The 25,428-nt window shown below is 36.5% G+C and carries 22 protein-coding genes; 10 read left to right on the top strand and 12 right to left on the bottom strand.

The window, feature by feature from the left end; all coding sequences use genetic code 11:
• Positions 1-222: 222 nt before the first annotated feature.
• From DEU40_RS07840 to DEU40_RS07855, 4 genes are all read right to left on the bottom strand, one after another.
• Positions 223-675: an adenylyltransferase/cytidyltransferase family protein gene (locus DEU40_RS07840; RefSeq protein ID WP_110009329.1), complete on the bottom strand. Its 453-nt coding sequence runs from the start codon at positions 673-675 to the stop codon at positions 223-225.
• 132 nt (positions 676-807) lie between these two features.
• Positions 808-1,830, bottom strand: a complete 1,023-nt coding sequence (galE, locus tag DEU40_RS07845) for a UDP-glucose 4-epimerase GalE (RefSeq protein WP_110009330.1) — start codon at positions 1,828-1,830, stop codon at positions 808-810.
• Between the two features lie 2 nt (positions 1,831-1,832).
• The gene (locus DEU40_RS07850; RefSeq protein ID WP_110009331.1) at positions 1,833-2,249 is read right to left on the bottom strand and encodes a hypothetical protein; all 417 of its coding nucleotides are present in this window, start codon (positions 2,247-2,249) and stop codon (positions 1,833-1,835) included.
• Between the two features lie 3 nt (positions 2,250-2,252).
• A complete protein-coding gene (locus DEU40_RS07855) occupies positions 2,253-3,377 on the bottom strand; it encodes a DegT/DnrJ/EryC1/StrS family aminotransferase (RefSeq protein ID WP_110009332.1) in 1,125 nt (374 codons plus the stop codon).
• Between the two features lie 88 nt (positions 3,378-3,465).
• Between DEU40_RS07855 and DEU40_RS07860 the strand changes: the two genes are divergently transcribed.
• Complete coding sequence (locus tag DEU40_RS07860) at positions 3,466-5,067, top strand: S8/S53 family peptidase (protein WP_110009333.1); 1,602 nt, start codon at positions 3,466-3,468, stop codon at positions 5,065-5,067.
• A gap of 210 nt (positions 5,068-5,277) precedes the next feature.
• Here the strand turns inward: DEU40_RS07860 and DEU40_RS07865 are convergent, their stop codons facing one another.
• On the bottom strand, positions 5,278-7,812 hold the full coding sequence (locus DEU40_RS07865) for a phosphoenolpyruvate carboxylase (RefSeq protein ID WP_110009334.1): 2,535 nt from the start codon (positions 7,810-7,812) through the stop codon (positions 5,278-5,280).
• 222 nt (positions 7,813-8,034) lie between these two features.
• On the opposite strand from DEU40_RS07865, the gene DEU40_RS07870 reads away from it, so the two are divergent.
• The gene (locus DEU40_RS07870) at positions 8,035-8,439 is read left to right on the top strand and encodes a hypothetical protein (protein ID WP_110009335.1); all 405 of its coding nucleotides are present in this window, start codon (positions 8,035-8,037) and stop codon (positions 8,437-8,439) included.
• 37 nt (positions 8,440-8,476) lie between these two features.
• Positions 8,477-9,082 (top strand): hypothetical protein, encoded by a 606-nt coding sequence (locus DEU40_RS07875; protein WP_228406467.1) that lies wholly within the window; start codon positions 8,477-8,479, stop codon positions 9,080-9,082.
• 246 nt (positions 9,083-9,328) lie between these two features.
• Here the strand turns inward: DEU40_RS07875 and lpdA are convergent, their stop codons facing one another.
• The gene (gene lpdA, locus DEU40_RS07880) at positions 9,329-10,729 is read right to left on the bottom strand and encodes a dihydrolipoyl dehydrogenase (RefSeq protein ID WP_110009337.1); all 1,401 of its coding nucleotides are present in this window, start codon (positions 10,727-10,729) and stop codon (positions 9,329-9,331) included.
• 99 nt (positions 10,730-10,828) lie between these two features.
• On the opposite strand from lpdA, the gene DEU40_RS07885 reads away from it, so the two are divergent.
• The 4 genes from DEU40_RS07885 to DEU40_RS07900 all read left to right on the top strand — a co-directional run bounded on the left by DEU40_RS07885 (position 10,829) and on the right by DEU40_RS07900 (position 13,945).
• A complete protein-coding gene (locus DEU40_RS07885) occupies positions 10,829-11,230 on the top strand; it encodes a winged helix-turn-helix transcriptional regulator (protein WP_110009338.1) in 402 nt (133 codons plus the stop codon).
• A 152-nt stretch (positions 11,231-11,382) separates the two neighbouring features.
• Positions 11,383-12,546: an iron-containing alcohol dehydrogenase gene (locus DEU40_RS07890; RefSeq protein ID WP_110009339.1), complete on the top strand. Its 1,164-nt coding sequence runs from the start codon at positions 11,383-11,385 to the stop codon at positions 12,544-12,546.
• A 217-nt stretch (positions 12,547-12,763) separates the two neighbouring features.
• Complete coding sequence (locus DEU40_RS07895) at positions 12,764-13,225, top strand: lipocalin family protein (RefSeq protein WP_110009340.1); 462 nt, start codon at positions 12,764-12,766, stop codon at positions 13,223-13,225.
• 63 nt (positions 13,226-13,288) lie between these two features.
• A complete protein-coding gene (locus tag DEU40_RS07900; protein WP_110009341.1) occupies positions 13,289-13,945 on the top strand; it encodes a GDSL-type esterase/lipase family protein in 657 nt (218 codons plus the stop codon).
• A gap of 81 nt (positions 13,946-14,026) precedes the next feature.
• Here DEU40_RS07900 and DEU40_RS07905 read toward each other — a convergent pair whose 3' ends face one another.
• From DEU40_RS07905 to DEU40_RS07915, 3 genes are all read right to left on the bottom strand, one after another.
• Positions 14,027-15,379, bottom strand: coding sequence for a DEAD/DEAH box helicase (locus DEU40_RS07905; RefSeq protein ID WP_110009342.1), 1,353 nt, complete (start codon positions 15,377-15,379; stop codon positions 14,027-14,029).
• 159 nt (positions 15,380-15,538) lie between these two features.
• Positions 15,539-16,048 (bottom strand): hypothetical protein, encoded by a 510-nt coding sequence (locus DEU40_RS07910; RefSeq protein WP_228406468.1) that lies wholly within the window; start codon positions 16,046-16,048, stop codon positions 15,539-15,541.
• A 122-nt stretch (positions 16,049-16,170) separates the two neighbouring features.
• Positions 16,171-17,817 (bottom strand): ABC1 kinase family protein, encoded by a 1,647-nt coding sequence (locus DEU40_RS07915; protein ID WP_110009344.1) that lies wholly within the window; start codon positions 17,815-17,817, stop codon positions 16,171-16,173.
• 212 nt (positions 17,818-18,029) lie between these two features.
• Here DEU40_RS07915 and DEU40_RS22390 point away from each other — a divergent pair, with 212 nt between their 5' ends.
• The gene (locus tag DEU40_RS22390; RefSeq protein ID WP_167497813.1) at positions 18,030-18,194 is read left to right on the top strand and encodes a hypothetical protein; all 165 of its coding nucleotides are present in this window, start codon (positions 18,030-18,032) and stop codon (positions 18,192-18,194) included.
• Positions 18,195-18,251: 57 nt separating this feature from the next.
• Here the strand turns inward: DEU40_RS22390 and DEU40_RS07920 are convergent, their stop codons facing one another.
• Positions 18,252-19,754 carry a carbon-nitrogen hydrolase family protein gene (locus tag DEU40_RS07920; RefSeq protein ID WP_110009345.1) on the bottom strand — a complete coding sequence of 501 codons (1,503 nt, stop codon included), beginning with the start codon at positions 19,752-19,754 and terminating at the stop codon, positions 18,252-18,254.
• A gap of 472 nt (positions 19,755-20,226) precedes the next feature.
• Here DEU40_RS07920 and DEU40_RS07925 point away from each other — a divergent pair, with 472 nt between their 5' ends.
• Positions 20,227-21,588, top strand: a complete 1,362-nt coding sequence (locus DEU40_RS07925) for a hypothetical protein (protein WP_146207837.1) — start codon at positions 20,227-20,229, stop codon at positions 21,586-21,588.
• 19 nt (positions 21,589-21,607) lie between these two features.
• Complete coding sequence (locus DEU40_RS07930) at positions 21,608-22,165, top strand: DUF6705 family protein (protein ID WP_146207838.1); 558 nt, start codon at positions 21,608-21,610, stop codon at positions 22,163-22,165.
• Positions 22,166-22,457: 292 nt separating this feature from the next.
• Here the strand turns inward: DEU40_RS07930 and guaA are convergent, their stop codons facing one another.
• Positions 22,458-24,005: a glutamine-hydrolyzing GMP synthase gene (gene guaA / locus DEU40_RS07935; RefSeq protein ID WP_410493751.1), complete on the bottom strand. Its 1,548-nt coding sequence runs from the start codon at positions 24,003-24,005 to the stop codon at positions 22,458-22,460.
• A gap of 177 nt (positions 24,006-24,182) precedes the next feature.
• A complete protein-coding gene (gene purD, locus DEU40_RS07940) occupies positions 24,183-25,421 on the bottom strand; it encodes a phosphoribosylamine--glycine ligase (protein WP_110009349.1) in 1,239 nt (412 codons plus the stop codon).
• Between the last annotated feature and the right edge of the window lie 7 nt (positions 25,422-25,428).

The following is a 25,428-nucleotide window of genomic DNA, read 5'->3' on the forward strand; positions in this document are numbered from 1 at the left end:
AAACACCGATGCAGACGTTTTTAGATAGTAAACCTATGGCAAAAGAGAAATTATTGGAAACTCTTGCAGAGGAACAAAAAATCCTTACTTTTGGAAGTAAGGATAATATTGGATAACTGACAATTATTTTTAACCCCTAACTGTCAGATAAAGTCGTGGCTATTACATTTAAGTATATTTGAAATATTAAACTAGTCAACCTTTTTCAGGACTAGTCAGTTGTTATTTTACAGGTTCTGCTTTCGAATATTTTTCTTTTTCAGCTTCGTAGATCCTTCTTCTCAGATCACTGGTGGAAAACCTATGGTCTCTCTTGTTGAAAAAAATTTCAATTCCTTTTTCTTCACAGTATTTTTTACCTGTAAAGTCTTTGTCCATATAATCATCTCCTATGATTCTTACATCAATTACAAATGATTTAAGAATATCCAAAAGGTCTTCTTCCGTGTAATAAGGAATGATCTCATCCACAGCATTCACAGCTTTCAGTTGAATATATCTTTCAACAATAGTCTGGCTTGGCTTATTTTTAGTAGGACGGTCGTGGGACGGATCAATTTGAAGTCCGACGATTAAATAGTCACATACAGTTTTAGCTTCTTCAAGCATTTTGATGTGACCCGCATGTAATAAGTCAAATGACGAAAATGTAATACCTATTCTCTGTGTCTTCATACTAATTTAAAATTAAAGCTTCACTGAATTCAATGTTTTTAGGATAACACTTACTCTTCAGGAAAATGTTTTGTAATTTGTTTTATGATCGTTTAAATTATTGTTTTGATGCAATTATTTCTCAATGCTAATTTACGAATTTCTGGTGTTCAGATATTTCTGCCATTCCCAAACTGTTCTCAAAGCCTCTTCCAGAGACGTTTCAGACTTCCAGTTGAGTTCTTTCTCTGCTCTTCCGGGATTGGCATATGCTATAGTAATATCCCCTTCTCTTCTCGCACAGATCTGATAAGGTACTTCCACATCATTAGCTTTTTCAAATGCTTTTACCACTTCCAGTACGGATGAACCTTTTCCTGTTCCCAGATTATAGGTATCAATCACTGCATCAGATGAAGAATCTTCTATCAGTTTCTTTAATGCTGCAACGTGCGCTTTTGCCAGGTCAACAACATAGATATAATCTCGAACAGCAGTTCCATCCTCTGTAGGGTAATCATCGCCCCAGATATTCAGTTTCTCACGCACTCCTGAAGCCGTCTGCATTACATAAGGCACTAAATTATTAGGAATCCCGATTGGCAATTCACCCAGCTTTCCGGAAGGATGTGCTCCGATTGGATTAAAATACCTTAATAGTGATATTTTACTTTGATAGGCTTTGGCAAAATCAATCAGGATCTGTTCGCCCATTTGTTTTGTTTTCCCATAGACACTTTCAGGGGTTTTCAACGGAGTATTTTCATCGATCGGCATTACATCTGCCTGTCCGTATACCGTACATGATGAGCTGAAAATAAAGTTGGAGATCTTTCTTGTTTTAAATTCCTGAAGAACATTAATCAAGGAAAACAGATTATTCTCATAATAATCTACAGGTATGATCTGACTCTCTCCTACTGCTTTAGAAGCTGCAAAATTGATACAACCATCAATCTGGTGAGCATCAAAAACCTGAGTAAGAAGCTCTTTTCTTCTCAGATCAAAAGGATAAAAAACAGGTTTCTTACCCGTAATTTCCTCAATATTATTTAAAATAAACCTTTCTGTATTGGATAAATCATCAACAATAACAACTTCAAAGCCGTTATTAATAAGTTCTACCACTGTGTGAGAACCAATATATCCAAGTCCGCCGGTAACAAGTATTGCCATTTTTATTTTTTAATCTTCGTGTTTCCTATGTGTTCTATTTCCTTTGCTCCGTCATTTTTTTTCACCTTAAATACATTTACAATTAATAAACACAATATAAATATGATTAAAAATCTAAAAGTAAAATGTTCTAAAACAGAATATCCGTTTAAAAATCCAAACAATAAAGGATAACCTAAAACAATTATGGATAATAATAAACTGAGATTTAGAAACAAAATTGCTTTATCATATTTTTCAATCAGATTAACAAATGCAAATGCATTAATAACTAACGAAATAACAATAAATAATATTTTAAATAGGCTAAAGTCATTAAATATTTCAAGAATCCAAAATGCAGATATTATAAAAAGTAGTAAGCTGGTTATTACCGCGATATAGTATACCAGCTTATATTTAAATATCTTTCTTTTCATTAATTATCCCATAAACTCAAGGACAGCATCCGTAATATACTTCAGCTGCTCTTCGTCTAATTCCGTATGCATCGGTAAAGAAATTACCTGATCCAAAAGCTTATCTGTATTCACAAAATCTGCAGCATTACTTTCCTGGAAGTACGCTTTTTGCTTTCTTAATGCTACAGGATAATAGATCATTGCAGGAATATCTTTTTCCGATAAAAACTTCTGAAGCTCATTACGCTTTCCGTTCAGAATTCTTAACGTATACTGATGGAATACGTGAGTAGAGTTTTCCGCTCTTTTTGGAGTCAGGATATCCGGATGACCAGCAAATGCTTCATCATAGAAATCTGCAGCTTTTCTTCTTGCTTCGTTGTAAGAATCCAGATGAGGAAGTTTTTTTCTTAAAACTGCTGCCTGAATGCTGTCCAGACGTGAGTTTACCCCTACCTCGTCATGGTAATATCTTTCATACATTCCGTGGTTTACAATTCCTCTTAAACGGTGAGCCAGTTCATCATTATTGGTAAAAATAGCACCTCCGTCTCCGTAGCATCCCAGGTTTTTGGAAGGAAAGAAAGAAGTTGTTCCCACTGTTGCCATTGTTCCTGCCTGTTTTACTGTTCCGTCGGAGAAAGTATATTCTGAACCGATTGCCTGGGCATTATCTTCAATAACATATAAATTATGCTCTTCAGCAATTTTTAAAATTTCTTCCATATTGGCACACTGTCCGAAAATATGTACCGGAATAATTGCTTTTGTCTTGGGTGTAATTGCTTTTTTAATCTGTTCTGTAGAGATTGTGAATGTATCATAATCTACATCTACCAATACAGACTTTAATTTAAGCAAATGAATCACTTCTACTGTTGCAGCAAAAGTAAAATCAGCCGTGATAATTTCGTCTCCTTCTTTCAGATCCAAAGCCATCAGGGCAATCTGTAATGCATCTGTACCATTGGCACACGGAATCACATGTTTTACGTCTAAATAAGACTCCAATTCATTCTGGAAAGACTTTACTTCAGGACCGTTAATAAATGCCGCAGAATCCATTACATTCAAAACTGCATTGTCTACATCATTCTTTATTTTGTAATACTGACTTTGCAAATCAACCATCTGAATTTTTTTCATATACTAAATATTTCTGTAAAAATAAGGAATTTAAAATCCTATCAAAAATTTTATTGATTTTGTTTTTATCTTTATACAAATAAATTTTATGAAAAAACTTTTACTCTTTTGTTTCCTAACAGGTTACCTGACCATTTCCGCACAAACGGAGCTCGTTTTTGTTTACTTCACGGATAAGCCTAATAAAGCTGCTTTTTATGCAAATCCACTGTCAGAACTCAGCCAGAAATCACTCAACAGGCGTACCGCACTGGGAATTCCGCTTAATGATCAGGATGCCCCTATTGAACAGTCTTACCTTCAGAATCTTCAAAATTTGGGATTTGTTGTGACAGATTATTCAAAATGGCTTAACGGAGCTGCGGTAAATGCCACTCCGGCACAAAAAACTTTATTACAGGCTCAATCTTATGTTTTGTCTGTTGAAAGTTTTGCCAGAAACAGTTCTACTACCGTGAAAACAGCACCGGGAAAATGGAAAGACGATGCAGGTATCAATAAAACACTTACTAACTTCAATTATGGTTCAGGGGCCGGACAAATTGATCAGGTCAATATCCGGCCGCTTCATCTGGCAGGCTATACAGGCACAGGAGTTTCCATTGCGGTCATTGATGCCGGATTCCCAACCGTGAATACAGGAACTGCTTTTGCAAGATTATGGACCAATAATCACATCAAAGCATCCTATGATTTTGTAACCAAAACCGGAGATATTTATAATTCTTCACTCAGCACACATGGCTCTGTCGTGTTAGGAATTATAGGAGGATATCTGCAGAATGTTTTTGTAGGAGCGGCACCGGATGCTGATTTTTATCTTTACCGCAGTGAAAATGCGGCTGTAGAAATTCCCGAAGAAGAGCTATACTGGATTGAAGCAGCTGAGGAAGCAGACCGTAAAGGAATTGACATTATCACCTCATCATTGGGATATAATGTTTTTGATGAAAGTCGCTACAATTATACATATGCCAATATGGATGGTAACACGTCCTTCATTGCCCGCGGAGCTGGTATTGCGGCTGAAAAAGGTATTTTTGTTCTTGCTGCTGCCGGTAACTCCGGACAACAGCCGTGGCATTATCTTATGACACCGGCTGATAACGCTAAAGTATTTTCTATCGGATCTGTAGATTCAGCCGGAAATGCTTCAGCTTTTTCTTCTTTCGGACCTAATGCTCTCGGGGTGGTAAAACCGGACGGAAGTACCCAGGGAACCGGTACGACAACTGTTTATGATAATACTACCTTAATCGTGAATGGAACTTCAATTGCTACTCCTATTGCTGCCGGCGGTGTTGCATGTCTTATTCAGGCATTTCCAGCGATGAACAGAGAGCAGATGAGAGCAAAGCTGAGACAAACTGCTTCACTATATCCTGCCCATACCGATCAGATGGGATATGGTATTCTCAATTTCGGAAGTTTATATGATCTCGTTCTGAATACCTCTGAGACTGTAAAAAAAGACAGGTTCTCCATATTCCCGAATCCTGCAAAAAATATCCTGAATATTGCATCAGAGCAAGAAGTTCAATCGTTAGAAATATATGATAACCTTGGAAGACTCATCAGGAAAAGCAACAACCAGAAATCTATAAAAGTGGAAGATTTTTCCAAAGGAACTTATTATCTGAAGATTCAGATGAAGGACAAGGTTTTCTACGAAAAATTCTTAAAGGAGTAATTTTTTGTTTCCCTCAGATTGTGCAGATTGATTACAACATAAACATCTGTGCAATCTGTGGGAGATATATTACTATTTTGTGTCGTATTACAACATAAAAATAAGTTTGAGCTAAAGCTCATTGAATGGTTTATAAAAAAAACGGGCTTTAGCCCGTTTCTATTGATATTGATTATCATTCGTTATGATCATTCTTATTTTAAAAATAGCTTATGCCGAATTTCTGCTGGCATTAATATTACCAAATAAAGAACGGGTCACCAGCTTTTCATAAGCTTCTTTGTTTCCTTCTCCTTTCTGAATTTTCATCAACGCATACTGCTGGATACTTAGCAACGGAAGGACGATCTTCTCACGGATCTTCACAGATTTTCTGGATAACGGGTCTTCTTCCTGAAGCATTTTAAATCCTGTCAGTTCCAGCATAATGTCTCTGGAAAGCTCATATTCATCAAAAAGCACATTCCAGAAAGCACCGAACTTCGGATTATTTTTGATATAGTAAGTCAATGGGAAGTAAGACTTGTTCATACTCATCATGGAGTTCAGAACTAAAGTTTTAAAGAAATCTGAACCTTTATACAGCTCTCTTACTTCTTCAAATCTACCCTGTTCTTTCATCTTTTGCATCGCATATCCAAAACCGAAGAACCCAGGTACGTTTTGCTTCAGTTGTGACCATGATCCTACAAACGGGATGGCTCTCAGATCTTCAAATTTCAGTTCGCTGCCATTTCCCCTTTTGGATGGACGGCTTCCGATATTCGTTTTTCCGTAGTATTCCAGTGTACTCATTTCCTGAAGGTAAGGAACAAACATAGGGTGCGCTTTCAGATCTGAATATTTTTTATAGCTGATATCCGCCAACTCAATAATCAAAGCTCTTTCTTTTTCTGTAAGTTCTTTTTTTGAATTTTTGAATACGTCATTTTCAACACCAGCCGTCAGAAGCTGTTCAAAGTTGTATTTTGCCTGCTCTTTGTTTCCGAAAATACTGGTAATGGTCTGCCCCTGAATGGTTAATTCAATCTTATTATTGGCAATCGTTTTTCCCTGGGAAGCATAGAAATCGTGGGTTTTTCCACCTCCTCTTGCCGGCGGGCCTCCTCTGCCATCGAAAAATACGACTTTGATATTATTCTGCTCGGAAAGTTTTGTCAGTACTTCTTTGGCTTTATAAATTTCCCAGTTGGCTTTTAAATAACCTCCGTCTTTGGTTCCATCAGAGAATCCGAGCATGATTGTCTGCTGATTTCCTCTTTTTTCAAGATGATTTTTATAAACAGGATCATGATACAGCTCATTCATTACATTTTCTGCATTGGCAAGCCCTTCCATGGTTTCAAAAAGTGGAACAATATCCATATTGATCGCTTCATCCTGATAACCGCAGATTTTAAAGAAGGCATATACATTCATAACATCTTTTACCGCGTCAGAATTGGAAATAATATAGCGGTTCATTCCTCTTAATCCGTTCAGATGCTGGATATCCTTAACCTGTGAAACCGTTAACAAAGTATCTTTTACAATGTCTCCAAAATCTTCAGCAGCTACCGTTTCTGAAATCTGAATAAGCTTATTGAATTTCTGTTCGTAATCAGCGTCTTCATTTCCGTATACTTTTGCATAAACCTCATCAATAACTTTCTGATGAATTCTGCTGTCCTGGCGGATATCCAGCGTAGCAAAGTGAGTTCCGAAGATCATCACACGATCCCTGAAATTTACCAAAAGATCTAAAAACAAAGAGTTATGCTCATTAACCAGTATTTTTTCTGCCTCAGCAGCTTTATTTAAAATATCTTCTGCTTTAATGCTCTTTCCGTCAAAAATGGCTGCATACAATTCTTCACTTAATTGAGTCAGCACTTCAGAAACACCTCTGAAACTCAATCTTCTCCTGATAAATTTCAAATGGCTGTAGTATGATTTCAGAATCGCTGAACGCAGTTCTTCCGCTACTCTTTTCGTTACATCCGCTGTTACAAAAGGATTTCCGTCCCTGTCTCCTCCCGGCCAGAAACCAAGCTGGATAATATCTTCATGAAGATGAAAATGGCCATTTCCGAAAGTCTTTTTGATCTTCGTAAACAATTCGCCAATGGTATCATAATATACATATCTCAGGTAAGAAATAATACTCAGCGCTTCATCTACCGGAGTAGGTTTTTCTTTATTGACAAAAGGAGTCTTCCCCAGCTGCTGCAGAAGCATATCAATCTGCGTCACCGAATCACTGGTAATAGCCCCTCTCAAATCCTGAATAATTCTTTGTACCGAACTTGGATAAAACTGAGTCGGGTGTGCCGTAAATACGACCTTAACGCTAAAGTCTTTTAATTTCTCGCGTACTTTTTCAATTTTATGATCCTGAAAAGAACGTTCAAAAAGATTGGTTACTGTTCCATTATCACTTTCTGAATGAAGATTAGGAAATGCAGCATCCTCAATACTGTCAAACAAAACGACCTGTCTTTCTATATATTGTATGATCTTGAAAAGCAATTCCAGTTTCTGCTCTTCCGTCTGGAGATCGGTATGGTTTTTAAAGAATTCTTCGACGATATTTTCAGGAGTTTTCCCTGCTTCATAGCCGGTCCTGCTTTCCTCATAAAGAAATGGAAGCAGCATTCCGATATTCGTCATTTTATCATAAGGCAGGCTCATAAATAATGAATTATAGATCTGGAACTTATTTTCCACAATCTGCCTGAATTTTTCTGCGCGTTGGTCATGTATCATACTAACAAATGTAAGCGATTTTCAAATTAGTTGGGTTGACAAATGGCAAAAATTAAGTACGAAAATCAAAAAAAAGATATTTACATTTTATAAGTACTTTTCAGAATAAACGAACGGTTAATTATAAATATTTGTGCAGTTTTAAATTCATAGAAATCTGTTTTACTCATTCAGGATTAATATAATTTTGATTAACTTTACTGTTAACGCTATCCATAATCCATGAAAAAAATATTTACTTTTTTACTCGTAGCCCTTCTGTTCATCTCTTGTGAAAAAGATTGTTACAATGCACCATTACCCGTCATTTTTGAGTTCGTCAATTCCAATAATGAAAATCTTATCACCAATGGAACATTAACAACGTATTCTGTTCAGGATGAAAATAATGTCAGTGTACAATTATCCAAAACATCCGAGAACAGAATTCTTTTAGAAAATGTAGGCGCTTATAACGGAACAAAAAATTACAAATTTTATTCTAATATCAAAGATATCGACTTTTCCATCCAGTCATCGGAGTTTAATGGAGGCTGTGATGGTTATCAGATCAATAAACTGACTTTTACAGGTATAGATATTGATGTAACTGCTGAAAAAGGATATTATAAAATTGTACTGGAATAATTCTCTTTCTTACATTTGCATCGGAAACCCACTCTCTATGAAAGTAATCATCGCATTTTCCCTGATTCTCTCCAATCTGCTTTACAGCCAGATCAAGGTTCCTGATGATTATAAAAAAATTCCCGATATTCTTGATACTGCAGAATACCTCTACCCTTTCATTATTCCTGATAAAGGGTATGCATACTGGCGTGTTCTCAGCAATGATATGGATTATGAAAAAGCAGTTATCTATGAAAGCCAGGCTCCTGATTTTATGACGATCAATGAACCTGTTCCTGAAAGAGGCTTTTTCCAGAAATGTATCGGGAACAACTGTTTTACATACATTCTGGCGTGTAAGAATGAAAGATCAGTATATTTTTCCAATGAACAGCAACTGAGAGATTTTATCGGAGCAGTAGACAATCTTCCGGAGGCTATTTTACTGGCTAAAACATATGGGTATTCTGTGGATACAGGCAATCGCTTTACCGGATCATATAAAATTGAAGACCGTCATATTTCAATGTACCTCATGCAATCTAAGGGTTGTCCCGCTGTGAAAGAATCTTTTTGGGTTAAAATCAATAGAAAAACAGGAAAGCTGGAAGCAAAAAGCAATGGAGTTTATGCCAAGGATGAAAACTGTACTTCTTTGTAACTGAATTAAAAAAACGCCAAGGCGTAAATTAATTTATCAACATACAGCTTTAAGGCGCGAGGATTTTATCTGCGATAAAATTTACAAACTGCTAATGTAAACCATTAAGATTTTTTAAGTTGATAAGGATAGTTAAGGGAATAGCTAAAGTTATTTTTTAGCAAGATTTTTTTCTTCATCTAAGATGAATCTTAATTATTCTTATTCTTCACAGATCTTAATGGTTTAAATTTTAATAGTACTTCTTTATATATTAATGGCGCCTTGTCCGGAGGCAATCAGGTAAGCTTCCTTCAACGTTTCGGAATAGGTTGGATGCGCATAGGAAATACGGAACATATCTTCTGCAGTCACCTCATATTCCTGAGCGATAACACCCTGAGCAATCAAATCTGCAGCTCTGGCTCCAATAATGTGAACTCCCAGCACTTCTCCATATTTCGGATCCACCAAAACTTTCGCAAAACCTTCCATATCCATTGAAGCACGGGCTCTTGCACTGGCAGAAAATGGAAATTTCCCTACATTGTATGCAATGTTATTTTGTTTCAGATATTCTTCGGTGTAGCCTACTGAAGCGACTTCCGGCCAGGTATACACCACTGAAGGAATACGGTTATAGTGAATAGGTCGTTTGTGCCCGTTAATGGTTTCAACTACAAAAACACCTTCTTCTTCAGCTTTGTGAGCCAGCATTGCACCGCCAATAACATCACCAATCGCATAGATATTGGATGCAGAAGTCCGGCTGTTTTCATCCACTTTAATAAATCCTCTCTCATCCAGCTGTACATCAGTATTTTCAAGACCCAAACCTTTTACATAAGGACTTCTTCCCACCGCTACCAATACATAATCTGCTTCCAGCTCACCTTCTGTTCCGTTTTTATCTTTAAAAAACACTTTAGCAGCAGATCCGGTATTCTCGGTTTTATACACTGCATGATTAAGGCGGATATCAATACCTCCTTTTTTCAGGATTTTCTGAAGGCTTTTCCCCAATTCATGATCCATAGCAGCGATCAGATGATCAGCATATTCAAGGATAGTGACTTTTGTTCCGATGCGGTTGAAAATAGAAGCCATTTCCACCCCGATTACTCCCCCCCCTATGATTACCATAGATTCCGGTTTTTCCTTTAATGACAATGCTTCTGTAGACGTAATAATTCTTTTTTTATCAATCTCTACTCCTGGAATAGTTGATGGTTTTGAGCCTGTAGCAATGATATAATTTCGGGCAGTTATTTCTTTAACTTCAGATCCGTTTACAACTCTGATGGTAGAATTATTGATAAATCCAGCCGTTCCCTGTAATCTTGTAATATTATTTTTACTCATTAAAAAATCCAGGCCTCCTGTATTTTTTGAAACTACATCTGCTTTTCTTCTGTACATCTGAGAAAAGTCCAGTTCTATATGATCCAGCTTAATCCCATGTTCATTGAATTGATGCTGTGCTTCTGAATAATGATGTGTACTGTCTAATAAAGCTTTAGTCGGAATACAGCCCACATTGGTACATGTTCCTCCCAGAGTATCATATTTCTCGATAATCACGGTTTTATATCCCAGCTGGGCGCTTCGTATCGCCGCTACATATCCGCCGGGTCCTGAGCCGATTACGGCAATGTCATAATGATCCATTTGATTTATTAATTTTTTATGATTAAATTTACTTGCAAAACAAAAGCAAATTTAAATTAAACACTTTCAATTTGCAAGTATTATTTTTAAATTAACAAAATGAGTAAAAAAAGATCAGACTGCCCCATCAGCTGCTCACTTGAAATGTGGGGAGACAAATGGTCTCTGTTGATCATAAGAGATCTCATGCTGAAAAAGGAATGTACTTACGGAGACTTCCTTAAGGCTGATGAAAAAATTGCAACAAATATTCTGGCTGCAAGACTTCAAAACCTGTTGGACAATGGAATCATTGATAAAAAAGACCATCCGGACAGTAAGCTGAAAATTCTTTATTTTCTGACTCAGAAAGGAATTGACCTGATTCCTGTAATCGTTGAAATCAATCTTTGGGGTGATCAGTATCTTACGATTCCTGATGACCGGAAAAAATTGCTGGACGAGATTAAAAAGGATAAGGAAGGCTTTATAAAAAGAGCAAAGGCCTTTCTTTCTTCTTAGATATAATACATGTTACAAGAGAATCGGAAATAGGAATCGGAAAAACTGAAAGCAATAGCTTTCATAAAATGGAATAATAGCAATTTTAAAATTTCATTAACCTACTTTTCTTTTTTCATTCCGTAAATTTGACTTAAAATAAATTTAGAACAATGCTTAATTTCGAGTTTAAAAACCCTACAAAAATACTTTTCGGGAAAGGCGAAATCGCTAAAATTTCCAAAGAAATTCCTCAAGACGCAAGAATATTAATGATTTACGGTGGCGGAAGCATCAAAAACAATGGTGTTTACGATCAGGTAAAAGAGGCTTTAAAAGATCATGAATTATACGAGTTTGGCGGAGTTCCTGCCAACCCTGAATATGAAGTTCTGATCAATGCTTTAAGCTTTATTAAAGAGAAAAACATTACTTACCTTCTTGCTGTAGGCGGCGGATCTGTCATTGACGGTACAAAATTCCTTTCTGCAGCAGCCAATTATGACGGTGAGCCATGGGATATCCTGAGAAAATCCGTAAGAACTTTTGAAGGAGAAGGAATGCCTTTCGGAAGTATTTTAACACTGCCCGCAACGGGATCAGAAATGAATTCCGGGTATGTGATCTCCAGAAGGGAAACCCATGAGAAATTATCTTCAGGAGGACCGGGACTTTTCCCGCAATTTTCTGTACTGGATCCGGAAGTAATCAGATCTATTCCAAAAAATCAGATTGTTAACGGAATCACAGATGCCTATACTCACGTATTGGAACAATATATGACCGCTCCTTCTTCTGCCGACCTTCAGGAAAGAATTGCAGAAAGCATACTGATCAGCCTGCAGGAAACGGCTCCAAAAGTATTGGCTGATGATTTCAACTATGATGCTGCAGGAAACTTTATGTGGTGTTGTACAATGGCGTTAAACGGACTGATCCAGAAAGGAGTTATTACAGACTGGGCCGTGCATGCAATGGGACATGAGCTGACCGCTTATTTCGGAATTGATCATGCAAGAACACTGGCCATTATTGCTCCTTCTCATTACCGTTACAACTTTGAAGATAAAAAAGGAAAACTGGCTCAGTATGCTGAGAGAGTTTGGGGAATCAAAGACGGAAGTGTAGAGGAAAAAGCTGAACTGGGCATTAAAAAGCTGGAAGAATTCTTCCACAGTCTTCATATCAAAACCAGGCTTTCCGAATATACGGAGGACTTTAAAGGAACCGCTGAAAAGGTTGAAAAAGCCTTTACAGACAGAAAGTGGCTAGGCCTTGGAGAATATAAAAAACTGACTCCGCAGGATGCTTATAAGATTGTAGAGATGAGCTATTAAGGGATTCGGGGTACGAGGTTTGAGCTATGCAGTTTCAAGATTCGGATGAAGCGCTTATCTTCATTTTCAGTTTGAAAATATATAACCCGAAACTCGCATCCCGTATTGCAACCTCTATAAAATTATTTAATTTACAAACATTCGTTTAAAAATTCACTATTTCATTACATATATTTCAAATTTATTTATATTTTAGCATATTCTTAAATTTGTGAAAATGAAAAAACAGCTACTTTTATTTGCCTTTTCTGCCTTGGCACTTACTTCTTGTAAAGATGACAATCTTGAAGCTTATGATATGGAAATCATGAAGGGAGATTGGAAGGAAGTTAAAAGGGAAGTAATTTCCGGAAAAGATAATAAAACAGTGCTTTATACTGAAACTTTAACAGGATGTGCAGCTAAAAATACTCTTTTCTTCAGAACAGATTATTATGTAAGCTATACAGCGTATACGGGAGAAGGTGCAGACTGTACCCCATCGCCAAAAACTGAAGGAACATTTACCTACGATGCCGATTCAAAAATCATTGGAATTAAACTTGGTGATGAAGGATCAGTAAACTACAGAATTGATATTCTGACAGCCAAAGATCTTAAACTTGCCCAGCAGTCAGGAATCTTTGATATGGATGGAGATAAAATACCGGATGTCCCTTACGTTACCTACAAAAGATAAATTATAACTCCCGCTAATCGGGAGTTTTTTATTACTTTTATATCTAATTTAAAACTGAATATAATGAAGAAGATTCTATCAGCATTTCTATTGCTGTATTTTGCTATTGCCTTTTCACAAGAGAAAAAACCGATGTTCTGGCAGGACATCCAGGAATTTAAAAAGCTGGACCAGCAAAACCCGCCTCAAAAGGATGCTATTTTATTTATCGGAAGCTCATCATTCACAAAGTGGACTGATGTAGCAGATTATTTTCCTGGTAAAACAATCATCAACAGAGGGTTTGGAGGATCCAGACTTACAGATCTTAATGATTTTGCGAATGACCTTTTAGCGCCTTATCAGCCCAAACAAATCATCATTTACTGTGGTGAAAATGATTTTGCAGATAATCATAAGCTAAAAGCCAAAGTAGTCGTTGACCGATTCAAAGCTTTCTACAAAAAAATCCGTGAGAGGTTTCCTGATATTGAAGTAGATTATATCTCCATCAAATATTCGCCGAGCCGAGAAGTGATCTGGCCACAGATGAAAGTTGCCAACAAAAAGATTGCTGCGTTCATGAAAAAGGAACCTAATGCGGAATTCATTGATGTGACAAAAGCTATGGAAGATGAGAATGGAAAGGTGAGAAAAGATATCTTTGTGGAAGACATGCTTCATTTTAAGCCGGAAGGATATAAAATCTGGGCTGAGGTGATCACTCCTTATATGAAGTAAGCTCAATGATGATAAAAACAATAATATCAAATTCGATTAAAAATAAAAAACGATTCCTGAAATGGGAATCGTTTTTTTATTTTATTTCTTTCTTTTCGATTTAGATTTTGCCTTCTGCTGCGCTCTGTTGGCTCCAAACTTCTTAGGAGCTTTTCTTTTGGAAGGACCACCCCAGTTTTCTTTGGTATTTTTAGCCTTTTTCTCGTGGAAAGCTCCTCCTCCTTCATTCAGTTTTACCTGTACAGGATTTTTCATGACTACCTGATCTTCTTCGGCAGCAATCTTTTTAGGATTGATTTTAACTTCCTCAGGGAAATCATTAAATTTCAATTCCTTATCCATCAACAGCTCAATATCAAGAAGCAAAGGTTCTTCTTTTTTCGTTACAAAAACCAAAGCTTTCCCTTCTTTGTCTGCTCTACCTGTTCTACCGATTCTGTGGATATACTGCTCCGGAATATCAGGCGTTTCAAAATTGATGACGTGTGTAATGTTCGAGATATCCAGACCTCTTGCCATGACATCTGTGGTAATCAAACCTCTGATCTCTTCGTTTTCAAACCTCTTCATCGCTTTCAGTCTGTAATTCTGCGATTTATTAGAGTGAATTACATCAAACTGTTCAGGGAAAAGCTCATCGATTTTAGTAAAGAGAAGGTCTGCATGTTTTTTATTGTTATTGAAAATCAATACTTTGGACATATCTGCATCACTTTTAAGCAAATGCTCCAGTAAATTGATCTTGGTATTAAAGTTTTCTACTTTGTAACCAATCTGCTCAATTTTCTCAAGTGGTGTTCCTGATTTAGCCAATGAAATTTCAATCGGATTGGCAAAATAAACATCCAGCATTTCGTCTACCGCTTCCGTCATGGTTGCAGAGAAAAGAATATTCTGTCTCTTCTCCTTCATCATTTCAAAAATATGGGTAAGCTGTGGTCTGAAACCAAGGTTAAGCATCTCATCAAACTCATCGATGATCAGCTTCTGAACTTCTTTCAGAGAAATTGCGTTGTCTATGGAAAGATCCATCACTCGTCCCGGTGTTCCTACCAGAATATCACATCCATCATTAAACAATAGTTTTTGAGTATTGATATTTTTTCCACCGTATATCCCGATTACTCTTGCCGTAATATTTTCTGTCAGTTTTTCAAGGATTTCTGTTACCTGTACCACCAGTTCTCTTGTGGGAACAAGCACCAAAACAGTTGGATTTCCTGTCTTGCTGTATTTCCATGTTTTAAGAACAGGTAAAAGATAAGCTAATGTTTTCCCGGTTCCTGTCTGCGCAATTCCCATTACATCTCTTCCCGAAAGTATAGGCTTTAAGCTCTTCTCCTGAATTGGAGTAGGTTCAAATAATTCCAGATCCGCTAAAACATCGAGAATTTTAACCGGAAGGTCAAAATCCGCAAAAGTGAGTTTTTCCATTTTGCAAAGATAGGTATTTAATTTTGTAGTATGGAAGCACGAAGTCTGAAGCTGGAAGATTATCAAACGTTCTTTTTAATTTTTTGAATGTACAATGAAACAGATTAATGTATTAACACAGGTCATTTCCTTCTCTCTTCCAACCTCAAGCGATTGTAATCAGTTCACTTTTACACTTTTACTACTGATTTTAATATCATCATCTTCCCATTTGCTGGAGGTAACAATAACGTATCCTTTCTTTTTCGGATCTTTTTTAATAGGAAACTGATCTTCTTCCCACTGATTACAATGGGTTGAGATAGAAGGTAATAATGGCTTCCAACCCGTTTTACCTAAAGTGTACACATAGAACGGATGCCAGCAGCTGGTGCACCAATTGGGATAAAAACCGATCTCTTCTTTTCCGTCGCCATTAAGGTCTCCTAAGTTATACAGACTTCCCTGGTTTGCAGGAGTAATGGTGATCGGCTGTATATTTTTATCGCTGAAATAAATGGTGGTTTCACACTTTCCTTCACATTCATCGCCACAGTCGCTGACTTTTGTGTAAGCGTATTCTTTTGTTCCGTTTCCGTCAAAATCTCCCTGAAGTTTTTCTTCATTTCCTTGTTGAGCCATACAAAGTGAGCTGAATAAGGTGATGGATGTTATAATAAGTGTTTTCATTGTTTTGGGTTTAAATACGGGGTGGCGGGATTTGAGTTACGGGGTGACGGGATTCAGGTTGCGGGTTACGAGGTGTGGGATTTGCGTTTATACATTCCTCCAGTTCAAAGTCAACTTCCTTTTTATTTTCTGGTTACTCTTAGCAGAAGGATAATGACTAAAAGAATTGAAAAAATAAAACCTAAAACTGCAACTAACGACAGTTCTCCGATTCTTGGTCCGGATTCTGAGGAAAAAACGATAGCCGTGGCAATGATATTCGCTCCTAAAACCATGGCTAGAATCAGATTGATGACACTGGATTTGATGAGCTGGTTGGTCTTCTCTATATTTTTGATTTCGCTGGAAACAGTGAATTTATTATCATCCAGTTTTTGAAGAACGGAACGAAGTTCTTTCGGAATTTCATCTACATTATCCGTGAAATTCATCATACGGTCCATCCCTGTTTTTAAAAGATTTTTAGGGCTGATTTTCTTGGTAAAAATCTTTTTGGTGTAAGGATGAAGACTTTTAACAATATCAAGATCAGGATTAATGCTCCTTCCCACTCCTTCTATCAGGCTGATTCCTTTGAACAGAAGATAGAAATAATCCGGCATATAAAGCCTGTTGTCTTTTAAAATGTCTTTCATCTTATTGATGATTACCTGTACATTAATGTCCTGTAATGACGAACTGTGTACAAAATTCAGAATTTCTTCCACATCATTTTCAAAGCGTCTTTCATCAGGTATTTCATAGCTGATTGCCATTTTTTTGAGTGAACGGACTATTTTATGCGAATTTTTAGCGACAAAGCTTACGATAAGGTTTTCAAGAATTTCTTTATCGTTTGGCTGAATTTTCCCTACCGCTCCAAAATCAATGAAAACAATTCTGCCATCTTTTTTTACCAGAATATTTCCGGCATGAGGATCGGCATGGAAAAATCCATAATCTAAAATCTGCGATACAAAAAGCCTTAGTCCTTCTTCCGAAACTTTTACAGGATCAATACCATTGGCCAGCAAAACAGATTTGTCGGTTACTTTGATCCCATCGATAAACTCCATACAAAGAATATTGTTGTTGGAAAATTCTTCGTAGACTTTAGGAACATAAGTTTCTTTATTGTTCTTGAAATTCACACGGAACTGCTGGATATTGTTTTTTTCATTAATCAAAGAAACTTCTTCCAGTAAAGATTTTTCAAAGGTAGAAATGGCCTGTTTCAGATTCAGTTTTTCTCCTATTTCCGAGTAAGCGGATATCAGTTTTTCAATATCTTTTATCAACAGTAAATCATCTTCAATGACGGACTGTACATCGGGTTTTCTCAATTTTAAAATCACAGGGCTGCCATCCAGCAGAACAGCTTTGTAAACCTGAGCAATGGAAGCTGTAGCCAAAGGCTTTTTCTGAATTTCATGGAAATAATCTTTCACAGAAATATTAAATTCACTTTCCAGTGCTTCCTCCACATTCATATCTACTGTTTCCACTTTGTCCTGAAGTTTCTGCAGTTCCTGGATCATTTCCGGCGGCAATAAATCTTCCCTGTTACTGAATGTCTGACCCAATTTTACAAAGGTAGGCCCAAGCTCCTCAAGAGCCAGTCTGATTCTTTCGTAAACGGTTCCTTTTGAGATGATTTCATCTGAATGACCGGAAACTTCTTCCTGCTTATTTCCGTTCATTCTGGCCAGAAGATCTTTGAATCCATATTTACTGAGTACGGAAATCAGTCTTGCGGATCTTTTCAGTTTTCTTTGAGGTTTATCAAACATAGTGTATCAATAGTAGGTGCAATTTACTCCAAAAATTGTTCCTTTATGAAAACAATTATGACAACAACACCAACAAATAAAATTAAAAATAACAACACATAATCAATATTTTAAAGAATAAAATACACCAATATCAATAAAAACACATCATATATTGTAAAAATTAATATATTTACAACGTACAAATTAAAACAAATCAAAAGTATTAGAACATGAAAAATTTACGCAACAACAAACTTTCAAGAGAGCAATTAAAAGGAATTGCAGGAAGCGGAATCATTATCGGAAACTGCTCAAACCAATGCTGCCCTACAGACGGAAGACCAAAATGTCCTGGACTGATCTGCCCTGCTGTAGTATGCCCTCAGTATATGTAAGCTGCTCAAAAAAATTTTAGGTAAAATAAAAACAGAATGCTTTCGCATTCTGTTTTGTTATTTAAGATAAGTCTCATAAAGATCTTTTCTGCGGTCTTTCATCACCTGAACAGAACCGTTGTGATGGAGATCTTTCAGGAGGTTCAGATCTACATCCACAATCAGGGTCATTTCTGTATTGGGAGTTGCTTCTCCTTTCACGGCATTGGATGGGAAGGCAAAATCGGAAGGGGTAAATACGGCAGCCTGTCCGAACTGAATATCCATATTATTGACCTTCGGAAGGTTTCCTACGCAACCGGCAATAGCAACGTAACATTCATTTTCAATGGCTCTTGCTGCGGCACAGTGGCGTACTCTCATGTACGCATTCTGAGTGTCTGTAAGATAAGGAACAAACAGAATTTTCATTCCCTGATCGGCCAGAATTCTTGGTAACTCCGGAAATTCCACGTCATAGCAGATGACAAGACCTATTTTTCCGCAGTCGGTATCAAAAACTTTGATTTCATTTCCGCCTTTCATTCCATAATATCTCTTTTCATTCGGAGTAATATGAATTTTTCTATATTCATCCATACGGCCGTCACGGTGAAGAAGATAGCTTACGTTGTACAGTTCATTATTTTCAAAAACAGGCATACTTCCCGAAATAATATTGACGTTGTAACTGATGGCCAGCTCTGAAATTTTTTCTTTGATTTCCTCTGTCAACTTAGCCAGTTCTATCATACTGTCCCTTTCGGAAAGATTATTGAAGGGTGCCAGCAAAGGCGTGTTGAACAGCTCCGGGAAAAGGACAAAATCAGATTTGTAATCTCCCATTACGTTTACAAAGAATTCTACCTGCTCGTAAAAAGCTTCAATATCTTTAAAATGCCTCATCTGCCATTGCACCAATCCGAGACGGATAATGCTGTCCTGCATGGTATTCGGCTTTCTGCTGTAATAAATGTTGTTCCACTGCAAAAGAACTGCATTTTCTCTGGAAGCTTCATCTTCCGGAAGATATTTTTTCAGGATTTTTATCGGAAGAAAATTATTGGAAAGCTGGAAAGACAATACCGGATCATAGATCTCCTTATCTCTTACTTTTCGGATATAATTTCTTGCAGAAAGTTCGTGGCTGTATTTGTGATAATTGGGAATTCTGCCTCCAAGAATAATCGATTTCAGGTTTAATAACTCACAAAGTTCTTTTCGTGCATCGTAAAGCCTTCTTCCCAAACGTAATTCACGAAACTCAGGGTCTACAAAAACTTCAATTCCATACAGGACATTTCCTGTAGAAGTATGGGTATTGAACGTATAATTTCCAGTAATATCACTATAGGTATGATCATCTCCGAATTCTTCATAATTGACAATAATGGAAAGCGCTACAGCAGCCAGTTTACCGTCTACTGTAATACAAATCTGTCCGTTAGGAAACATTTTGGTAAGCTTATCAATACTTTTTTTAGACCATATAGACTCCGACATTTGCGGGTAGGCCCTTTTCATCGTTTCCGCCAGTTCATCATAATCCTGAAGGGTCAGGTTTCTTGTTTCTATTTGCATCTGATGTAATTTTACTTAAATGTAGGCAAAATATTTTACTTAAATCCTTATACAAAGTACTTCTCAAACTATCTATACAAAATTTAACAGTGGATACTATCGTAGTCATAATAATGAGCAATTAATTTAAATAACAGCTAGAAACATACTACTTTCAATACTTTATAGAAAGCCTATCCATCATATGTGAGATTAATATAGAAATTGATTATGAAAAATTATAATATATATTTCAATTCTAACTTTCTATATGGAACCTGCTCAAAGAGTTTGAAACAATAAATCTTTTTTATGTGAAAAAAGTTCACTCGATTAATTTAATTTTTAAATTTGTGAAAAACAAAAAATGATGAAACTCTTAAACAAGAATACAGATAATTTCTAGCTTGGTAATTATCTGTTCATTAAAACAAGCTAAACGTAACAAATGAAACATATTTAGGAACTTTTAATTTACAAACACAGAAAAAATATGATAAAAAATATTTTAAAACCATTTCTAATACTAGGGCTGATGACTTCAATACACTCCTGTATTCATGACGATGTATACTCAGCTTCTAATCCCAGCTCTAATGAATACATATCTAAAGAATATACTTCCAGAAGTCTCTGGAAAGAAGATGAAAAATATATTCAGAATGTAAAGAAAGTATTTGAAAAATACGCTGACCAAAATTATTTTACAAACACAGAAGGACAAGTAGCATGGAACTATACATTGACCGCAGGTGATGAAAAATTTTTAGAAGCACCTGTCATTAAAAATGGTAAAGTAAATTTCATCCTTTCGGTGATAAAAGAAGACGACAGGGTTTATTTCAAAAGAGATACCGATGAAAATTCTCGAAGATTTTTTGACATTCTGATTTTTAAAGACAGAAATAGCCTTTCTGGAACACTCAACCAAAATACAGATAATGCTCAAGCTAAAGGCTGTATAACGATAGAGAAAACGGTAACTTGGACTGACACCCAAACAGGAGCAGTATTACAGGTAGACCATTTTACATCAATGCACTGCACTTCATCTGGTCCTTATTTGCCATGTCAGGCTATAGATATTGACTCACCATGCGGTGGTACTGGCGGTAATGGTGGCGGAGGTACTGGAAGTAGTGGCGGAGGTACTGGAGGTGGAGGTTATCCATATACACAGGAAATTAAGGATTTTACTGATAATTGCGCAAAAGTAAAGAATTTGACTAAAAACGCCACTTTCAAAAGTAATGTTCTAAATTTAGAAAGCAAGACAGGTTTAAAAGGAGAAACAGGCTATATACAAAGGACAGATGGAAGTTACACATATCAAGATGGAGCAGGACAAAGTTCAACATCTAATACCTTATCTCTTCCAAGACCTGATTTGCCTGAAAATAAAAACATAATGGCTTATCTCCATACTCATGTTAATGATTATACATATACAAATGCAGATGGAGTTGAAGAAACAAGAACAGGAATAAAAATGTTTTCTCCAGCGGATATAGCCTATTTTATGGACATGCTTAGAAATGCTCAGGAAGCAGGAAGACCTTTAACAGATGTTTATGCAGTAATGATAACAAGTTCTGGCAATTATCAGATTCGCTTTACAGGAAACCAGTATCAGCTTAAAAATTTCACTTCTGACCAAATTAAAAAATTCACTAATGATTTTCCTGACTTTATGGCTAAATATTCAGGTGACTTAGAAACTGGATTTCTAAATTTTCTGAGTGAAAAAATGAATGTAAAAGCAACTAATCTATACAAGATGGATTCCAATGGCACAAATTATGAAATAAAATTAACAGCTGAAAAAACTAAAATGACATCTGGATGCCCAGGTTAAACAATTAAAATAAAAAATTATGAAAAATATATTAAGTATAATATGCTTTATCGTCTTTACAAGTTGTATGGGACAAACTGTTTCACTTGAAACGATGGCTCAGTGTGAACCAGCAAACTGCCCAGCTGCAACTTACATAAAGGATGTTAATAATTTGTTGAATAAATATGTAGGAACATGGAAAGGCTCACTTAATGGTAAAAATTATGAGTTCAATTTTATTAAAAAAGAGAACTTTGGTTTTAGTGATAACTTGAAAAGGGACAGATTAATTGGAAGACTGAAGATTACTAATTCTAATGGAATAGTAGAATATGACAGTTTCAATAAGCAAGATAATGAAACAGATTTTTTTGGAAATAATTTTCAAAAGGATTTGAAAGTTTATTTAATGCGTTTCTCAGGTAACAAAATCAACTGTATTGATTATGGATATACTTACATGTGGATAAAACCTGAAACACCTAATCAAATAGGAATCAATTTTCATCCTGATAATGATATAGTTAAACAAGATTGTACTAATTTCAAAACTACATTACCTGATAATCAGATTATACATTTAACTAGGCAATAACTTCAAACTGAATTATAAGCTGTTTTCTGATAAAAGATAAAATAATTGATTTTACCTAGTTATTGTAAAGCAATCATTTGACCATCTTTTTTAAGGTACCATCCGTGCAACCTTTCATTATCAAAACATTTCATGGTACTTTATCTAACCAGATTCTTTTTAAGGAATTTTCAGAAATGAATAATACTAACGGACTAATACTTTTACCACTCGAAGAAAACAACTTTTAGGGCTTTAAAAACATAAATCCCGTCTGAAAATGACGGGATTTATGTTTTATTAATTAGCAAAATTACTCCCACTCAATAGTTGCAGGCGGTTTGCTTGAAATATCGTAAGCTACTCTGTTGATTCCTCTTACTTCGTTGATAATTCTGCTGGACACAGTATCTAAGAACTCGTAAGGAAGTCTGCTCCAAGTTGCCGTCATGAAGTCGATCGTATTAGCAGAACGAACTACAGCGGTGTATTCGTAAGTTCTTTCGTCACCCATTACTCCTACAGATTTTACAGGAAGAAGGACTACAAATGCCTGAGATACTTTTTCGTAAAGGTCATTTTTGTATAATTCTTCGATGAAGATATCATCAGCTTCCTGAAGGATTCTTACTTTCTCAGCATCTACCGCTCCCAATACTCTGATTCCTAATCCAGGACCAGGGAAAGGGTGTCTGTATACCAGGTGATGAGGAATACCCAATTCTTCTCCTACTTTTCTTACTTCGTCCTTGAAAAGCTCTCTTAAAGGCTCCAATAACTCGAATTCCATATCTTCAGGAAGTCCTCCAACATTGTGGTGAGACTTGATTACTGCAGATGGTCCGTTGACAGACTGGCTTTCGATAACGTCAGGATAAATGGTTCCCTGAGCTAAGAACTTAGCGCCCTCAATTTTATGAGCTTCTTCGTCAAATACGTGGATGAATTCGTTTCCGATGATTTTTCTCTTTGCTTCAGGATCGTCTACTCCGGCTAGTTTTGAAAGGAATCTTTCTTTAGCATCCACCATTTTAATATTCATATGGAAATGCTCTCCGTACTGATCCATTACTTTTTTCCCTTCATCCTTTCTCAATAATCCCGTATCTACGAAGATACAAGTTAACTGATCACCGATGGCTTTGTGGATCAAAACAGCGGCTACAGAAGAGTCTACACCTCCTGAAAGTCCAAGGATTACTTTGTTGTCTCCTACTTTCTCACGGATTTCCTCAACTGTTTTTTCGATATAGTTAGTCAGTTTCCAGTTTTTCTCTGAGTTACAGATTCCGAAAACAAAATTTTCAAGCATCTTTCCACCTTCTTCTGTATGAGAAACTTCCGGGTGGAACTGAACGCAGAAGATTTTTTTGTCTTCATTGGAGATAGAAGCAATTACGCCTGATTTCGCATTTAATTCAAAACCTGCAGGCAATTCTCCTACTTCGTCAAAGTGGCTCATCCAAACAACAGAGTTCTGAGTAACTCCTTTTAATAAAGAGCTTTCTTTAACGATCTCTAAGTTGGCTTTACCGTATTCTCCTTTTTCTCCTTTGTTTACTTTACCTCCTAAAAGGTGAGCAGTCATCTGCATTCCGTAGCAGATTCCTAAGACAGGAACTCCGTGCTCGTATAATTCTTTTTCAACAAGGTGGGCATTTTCTGCATTTACAGAACTTGGTCCACCGGAAAGGATGATTCCTTTTGGCTGTTTTGCTAAAATATCTTGTAATGGTGTATTGTAAGGCAAGATTTCAGAGTACACGCCCATCTCACGGATTCTTCTTCCGATAAGCTGGTTGTACTGGGATCCGAAATCTAAAATAATAATACCGTTGTTCATTTTTGATAATTGATAAATGATGATTGATAAATGATAGAGCTAATGGCCACTGGCTAATGGCTTCTGGCCTGGAAATAATTTCCCAATTTCACTTTCAGCAATTAAATTTCTAACCTCTAGCTTCTAATTTCTAATTATTAACTGTTTTACAAAAAAAGACTTGGAATGACTCCAAATCTTTTTTCGCGATTTTTATTAAAACTTTCCGATGTCTTCTCTGTAGAAGCCGTAATCGAAATGTACGTGCGCTGCATCTTCGTAAACTTTTTTGCGGGCATCTTCGTAGGTAGCTCCTGTAGCTACAATGTTCAGTACTCTACCGCCATTGGAAACTACTTTATCACCTTTCGTGGCTGCTCCTGCATATAAAAGTTTACTATGTTTCAGTTTGTCTTCTCCTGTAATTTCGAAACCTATTTCGATATTTCTCGGATACCCTCCTGAACACATAACAAGGCAAACTGCTTTTTCGTCTTTAAACTTAAGCTCAATGTCTTTCCCTTCCATACAGTCCTGGATAACATCTAAAAGATTGTTTTCCATTAATGCCATCAACACCTGAGTTTCAGGATCTCCGAATCTCATGTTGTATTCAAGAAGGTAAGCTCCGTTTTTCGTCACCATCAATCCGAAGAAGATGATTCCTTTAAATCCGAAACCTTCAGCTTTAAGACCTTTAACAGTAGGTTCCAGAATATTTTTCTCAAAATCTGCATAATGCTCCTGAGTAAATTCCGGGCTTGGCGCTACTGAACCCATACCTCCCGTATTAGGTCCTGTATCTCCGTTTCCCGCTTTTTTATAATCTTTTGCCGCTACACAAGGGAACAATTTTTCCCCGTTAGAGAATGCAATGATTGAAGCTTCAAAACCTTGTAAATATTCTTCGATAACTAAACGAATACCAGCATCACCATAGATTCTTCTGATCATGAAATCGTGGATTGTAGCTTCAGCTTCTTCAAGGTTGTCACAGATAACCACCCCTTTTCCGCCTGCTAAACCACTAGCTTTGATTACCAAAGGATACTGCTGTGTCTGCACATATTCTTTAGCATCATTGTATGAATCAAATACGACAGCCTTCGCTGTTTTGATATCATAGGTCTGCATAAATTTCTTAGAGAAAGCTTTACTTCCTTCCAGGCTCGCTACTTTCTGAGTAGGCCCGAAAACTTTAAGATCATGCTTTTTAAATTCGTCCTTGATACCCGCTACAAGAGGAGCTTCAGGACCTACGATCGTAAGATCAATTTTTTCTTTAATCGCGAAATCTCTAAGTTCTTTGATTTCTGATAAATGAACATTTTTCCCTATTACATCGGTAGTAGCATTCCCGTTGGCAAAAAACATTTTAGAAATTCTTGGGTCATTCTGAAGCTTTGCCGCTAAAGCAGATTCTCTACCGCCTTCACCTATGATTAATATTCTCATACTTTAT

It is taken from the genome of Chryseobacterium sp. AG844 (assembly GCF_003182335.1).
In the GTDB taxonomy this organism is placed as follows: Bacteria; Bacteroidota; Bacteroidia; order Flavobacteriales; family Weeksellaceae; genus Chryseobacterium; species Chryseobacterium cupriresistens.